Here is a 4,832-nt window from a genome sequence, read left to right as displayed (position 1 = left end):
TTATGCTGCAACAAATACATTTTTTAGAAAGTTCTAAGTCATGTAATGTTTAGCATACTTTTGCATCTTTAAGACTATCTTTGATGATCTACTGGATAAATTTGAGTAGATTCTTTAGAGGATATGCTAATCAGGTTAAAACCTTGATTATCATTTTCCCCTACCCTAGCACCAATAAATTTGCAACTCCTTTAGGCAGTGTTAATTGTCACTACTCTCTCAAGTCCAAGACTATTGAGCCTACTTTTTAGTATTAGTCGATTCAGTCAATTTAAATAACAACCTGCTAAGGGATGGGCTAATAACAGAGTCCATTACACCGAATTAACTTTTTCAATTAATTACCATTTAACTGAAATATCCCAAACCTATCAGGTTTTCACCATGTTGTTAAAGGTCTTTATATTTATACAAATTAGAGCATATTTGACTACAGTTTAAAAACCACCTTAGGGTTTTGCTTCCACCACATTAATAAAGATAGTGCTTGAAAAACTTTCAGGAGTTTTTGATAATATTCTTTGAACAAGAAATATGAACATTTTAAAGTGTATCATAGTCTTATTGATTGTCAATTGCCCAATTTACAGATTCATCTAATTTTTTTGGGAACAAATTTTAAATTTACTCCGTCCAATAATTTTTATATCGTAAATTTGTATTTATTATGGTTAACTTTAACTAGATACTAAATATTTAATCAAATAGTTAAACATAACAATGTTGCTTAATTTTTTCAAGTGATATTTTTACTGAAAAAAAGGGTTTAAAGCCTCCGCCTAAAAGGGGGACTTTTTGTGATAGTTGGGAAAACCTGATTCAAATAAGTAGTTAGGTAAAATTAAACCTAATGTAATTTCAGCAAGTAAATTTCCCAAAACTATTCTGCATAAAGACTCCTAAGTCCTAACTGCTCGACTTGAAAATTACAGCATATTTCGGGCAAATGATGTACAAGATAAATGATGAAAATATTGTAGTGCGGGCATCTTGCCCGCGATGGGTGTATCTCATAACAGTGGAAAGCGCTGTAAGAATGAAAATAATTTGAAAATACGCTTGCCATAACAAAAAAACATCTGTTATAATAATTATCTGTTACCCAAGGAGAGGTGGCTGAGTGGTCGAAAGCGGCTCACTGCTAATGAGTTGTACGGGAGAACCCCGTACCGAGGGTTCGAATCCCTCCCTCTCCGTAGAATTAAATAGCCAAATTAACTAGCTATTAGCTTTCAGCATGACCCAGGAAATGCTTCCTTCCCAAATAGCTTTCAGCTAAAAATAACTTATGTTTCGGTGTCCAACGCCGATCAATTTTTCACCCCACCCTTTAAGAGTGGTTTTTTGTGATTCCAAGATTTTGGCAGATTTAATATCAAATCTGGTTGAATACTTATTATATGGTTGGGGGAGATGGGGAGATGGGGAGATGGAAAGATGGGGAGATGGGGGGATTGAAGTAATTATAGAATTATCAACATAATTACTAAACCAAGATTTTTCCAGCTCCGCACCTCCTAACCTCCTGACTTCTGACTCCTTAGTCCTAAAAAACTTAATGTTGAGGAAGATACCAAATGGGTTATATAGAGCGCTGAAACTTAGGTATTTTGCTCACAATTTTTTCATTGCCTCCACAAACTTTTGGGAAATATAAGGTAATATTCTCTGATTCCTACTAATCTCTTTGCCTTCTGTAAATACAACTAAGAGATATGGCTGAAGATTTGGTAACTCTATATAAGCAAAATTGTGACGTACATAGGTATCTACAATTCCTGTAGACCATATATTAGCATTTTGAGGAAGACTCTCATCTAAGAACCCTATAGCTTGGCCTTTAGTTACATCTTTTGCATCTTCTTGCCTAGGATTTTTCTTGAACAAATTCATCATTTTCTCTGAAGCTTGACGGGATACTGCAATCCCACCAACAATACTATGTAATAAACGAGCTGCAGCATTAGTTGTGAGGATATTCCGATTTTCCATCAATAATCCTTGGAAAATGCGTTCTCGACCATAAGGGCCATCAAACCATGTTTTTTGATTAATATTAATGGACTTTAACTCAGGCCACTTGAGAGATTGAAAATAACGGTTGACAAAATTACGTTGATATTTCCAAGTTTGAAAAGGTCCAGGTGATAATTCAGGTCCACTAGTAGTTCCCGTTAAAACATCTACAACTAGACCAGTGGCATCGTGATTTGAAGAAAGGATCATATCTCCAATTGCTCTTTCTAACTCTGGTGAAGTTTTGACCATTCCTTTCTCTAGCCACTCATAAATAGCTACAAGATAGAATAAATGGACTATTCTTCCAGGATATATCCGCTCATCACCGCGATCGCTCCAACCACGCACTTGCTTTTGCCAAAATTCTGTGGCATTCTTAATATTTCTGGCTCTTGGTGAATAGTAAACTAACCAAGTTATGGCAATTTGCTCACAAGTTAGTTCTGAAAATTCTAACTTGGTTGCTTCTACAATTTCTTTACCCAGGATGTTTAACTGTTCATCTTTATCAAAGAAGCTCATATATAAAAGGAAAGTTATTAGATAATATTTGGAAAAAGGAAAAAATGTTTACCTAATAATATACGAAATCAAGGGTTAGTTTATATATATTTTTTTTCAATCTCTCAGACGAGGAAAATATTTTTAGCTAATTATTTTCGGATGATTTTATATTAGGGATGTTTTTAGGAATACTGGTTTGAATAAAAGGTAGTAATTTAGATTTCTAGCTCTCTTAAATATTATGTAAAAAATTCCAAATTTATATATACAAAATTTGGAACTATTAGCTCAGTTCGCTGTTTCCTTGTGCCTGGATATTTTCTAAATAATCCAAATATGATTGCTATAGTATTTTTAATTAAGTCTGGAACACTTGATTGAAAGGGCTGAAAAAATTATCTCTATTCCATTCTTACTTAAAATGACTATATCTAAATTTATATCAATGACTAATTATGAATTATCTAATACTTTTGAGTACGAATGTCAGGCTAATATAAATATTTATGAATCTGATAAATGTGATTCTTTGGCAACTCAAGCAGCAGGTGGACGACATTTACGAATTATTCAGTCTCAGGAAAAATCCCCTAATGCAGTTATGGTGAAACTTCTAGAGGATGACTATCTTGGTTGGTTATTAAATAAAGACTTTGACAAGATTCAACCTACGCCAACTGTTTACGAACCTCACATTTTTAATGAAGTTGAAATTAAAGATAAGTTACCAGAAGTAATTGCTTTTACTTATAAAGCTATGAATACTCCTAATTATTATCTTTGGGGAGGCACAGTTGGGCCTAACTATGATTGTTCTGGTCTAATTCAAGCTGCTTTTGTTTCTGTTGGTATCTGGTTACCTAGAGATGCTCATCAACAGGAACCTTTTTGTCAAAAGATTTCCCTAGACAAATATCAATTAAATAATCAACTTATAGTCGGAGACTTGGTGTTTTTTGGCACTGGTGAAAAAGCAGATCATGTAGGATTATACCTGGGAGAAGGACGTTATATTCATAGTTCTGGAAAAAGTCAGGGTCGTAATGGTATTGGAATTGATGTATTGTCTGAGGTGGGGGATGAAGTTAGTCAAAGATACTATCAACAATTTCGGAGTGCAGCAAGAGTAGTTAGGAGTTATGGAAATATTAAGTAGGTTGATGTTAAAAATGGTCTTTATCAGAAAGTAACAGGTAACATGAAAGGATTTTTGGGTAATTTTACTTTTCGTTAATACTTCGTTTTTTTGCTCTCTCTCTACTTAGGAAATAGGTTGGGAAATATAAGTTATTAAAAGAAGTGAGATAGGCAAATTTGACTTGATTTATTATCAGTATCTATGAGTTAAAAATTTGCTCACTTTACTACTATTAGGACTGACACACCCGCAGCAGTAGAAAATAGGCTAAAATATAGATAGGCAGAGGTTTTTACGTCTAAAAGGCATAAACCCTGAGTAATTAAGAATTTTAGCTATTTTTAGGGCATTAACGTAATTCCCTGGTATAGACTGACTTTTCCTGTGGAATGCTGCACAAATACGCGGTTTTTTCCCAGAAAATGTTTAATTACTACTATCAAACTGCAATACTAATATTCTTATATTATATGAAATATAACATGAAAAAAATCTTGTTCCACCTTCAACCTTCTCTGTGCTGGATGATTCTAGGAGGAACAGTATTTTTTCTGGCTAAAACCCTGAAAGATAATTGGCAGCAAGTTATAGAAATTCGTATGAGCGAGGTTGGGGTATTTTATTTGGCGATCGCTTTTATTGTGACAATTATGGCTCATTTATGGTCGGGAGGAGTCTGGATAAGTCATCACAAAAAATAAATTTTGTTATCCATCCGGACACAATCTAATAGGATAGGTAATAATTATTGATTCAAGGTTTAAATACAGCAAATTTCCGATCTTCAGTTGGCGGGGACTACTAAATATAACATACTTTTAAAAAATTTTATAACCTAATTTTTGAAACTAGGAAATATAGTTTATGTTCAATTTTTTTCAGAGGTTTATTTCCCCTATCAAAAAAAAGGAATGGTTTCCTATTTTATTGATTCTTGTTTTAGCGTGTTTTTTGTACTTTTACAGAATAAATTTCCGAGGTCTATGGATAGATGAATTTATCAGTGTTTTAGATGGGAAGAAGATGGCATTTAATAAGGGCAGGTTACTCTACTATGTTCTTTTAAATCCATGGATTAACATTTCTGATAATGAAGTATGGTTGAGAGTTCCAGCTATTATTTTTGCAGTAGTATCTGTATATTTAATTTATAGATTAGGTAATGACTTTT

General features: G+C 33.4%; 5 protein-coding genes and 1 tRNA gene. 5 read left to right on the top strand and 1 reads right to left on the bottom strand.

Annotation, left to right across the window (positions count from 1 at the left end; translation table 11 throughout):
- Positions 1 to 1,106: 1,106 nt before the first annotated feature.
- Together F6K22_RS32055 and F6K22_RS32050 are read left to right on the top strand one after the other, a co-directional pair.
- Positions 1,107 to 1,196: transfer RNA gene (locus F6K22_RS32055), tRNA-Ser, on the top strand.
- 164 nt (positions 1,197 to 1,360) lie between these two features.
- Positions 1,361 to 1,483, top strand: a complete 123-nt coding sequence (locus tag F6K22_RS32050; RefSeq protein ID WP_293107619.1) for a hypothetical protein — start codon at positions 1,361 to 1,363, stop codon at positions 1,481 to 1,483.
- A 131-nt stretch (positions 1,484 to 1,614) separates the two neighbouring features.
- On the opposite strand, the gene F6K22_RS32045 is transcribed toward F6K22_RS32050, so the two are convergent.
- On the bottom strand, positions 1,615 to 2,541 hold the full coding sequence (locus tag F6K22_RS32045; RefSeq protein WP_293107616.1) for a serine hydrolase: 927 nt from the start codon (positions 2,539 to 2,541) through the stop codon (positions 1,615 to 1,617).
- 427 nt (positions 2,542 to 2,968) lie between these two features.
- Here F6K22_RS32045 and F6K22_RS32040 point away from each other — a divergent pair, with 427 nt between their 5' ends.
- From F6K22_RS32040 to F6K22_RS32030, 3 genes are all read left to right on the top strand, one after another.
- Positions 2,969 to 3,679 carry a C40 family peptidase gene (locus F6K22_RS32040; protein ID WP_293107614.1) on the top strand — a complete coding sequence of 237 codons (711 nt, stop codon included), beginning with the start codon at positions 2,969 to 2,971 and terminating at the stop codon, positions 3,677 to 3,679.
- A 464-nt stretch (positions 3,680 to 4,143) separates the two neighbouring features.
- Positions 4,144 to 4,362, top strand: a complete 219-nt coding sequence (locus tag F6K22_RS32035) for a hypothetical protein (RefSeq protein WP_293107611.1) — start codon at positions 4,144 to 4,146, stop codon at positions 4,360 to 4,362.
- 163 nt (positions 4,363 to 4,525) lie between these two features.
- Positions 4,526 to 4,832: hypothetical protein (locus tag F6K22_RS32030; RefSeq protein ID WP_293107609.1), on the top strand; the 307-nt coding region annotated here is incomplete at its 3' end.

It is taken from the genome of Okeania sp. SIO2F4 (assembly GCF_010672385.1).
Lineage (GTDB): Bacteria > Cyanobacteriota > Cyanobacteriia > Cyanobacteriales > Microcoleaceae > Trichodesmium.
The sequence above is the reverse complement of the archived record's forward strand: the minus strand, read 5'-3'. Positions and strand labels throughout refer to the sequence as shown.

Bases quoted from the DNA above. Each gene is read 5' to 3' on its own strand.
- F6K22_RS32045 (WP_293107616.1), bottom strand. From the start codon at position 2,541: ATGAGCTTCTTTGATAAAGATGAACAGTTAAACATCCTGGGTAAAGAA.
- F6K22_RS32040 (WP_293107614.1), top strand. From the start codon at position 2,969: ATGACTAATTATGAATTATCTAATACTTTTGAGTACGAATGTCAGGCT.
- F6K22_RS32035 (WP_293107611.1), top strand. From the start codon at position 4,144: ATGAAAAAAATCTTGTTCCACCTTCAACCTTCTCTGTGCTGGATGATT.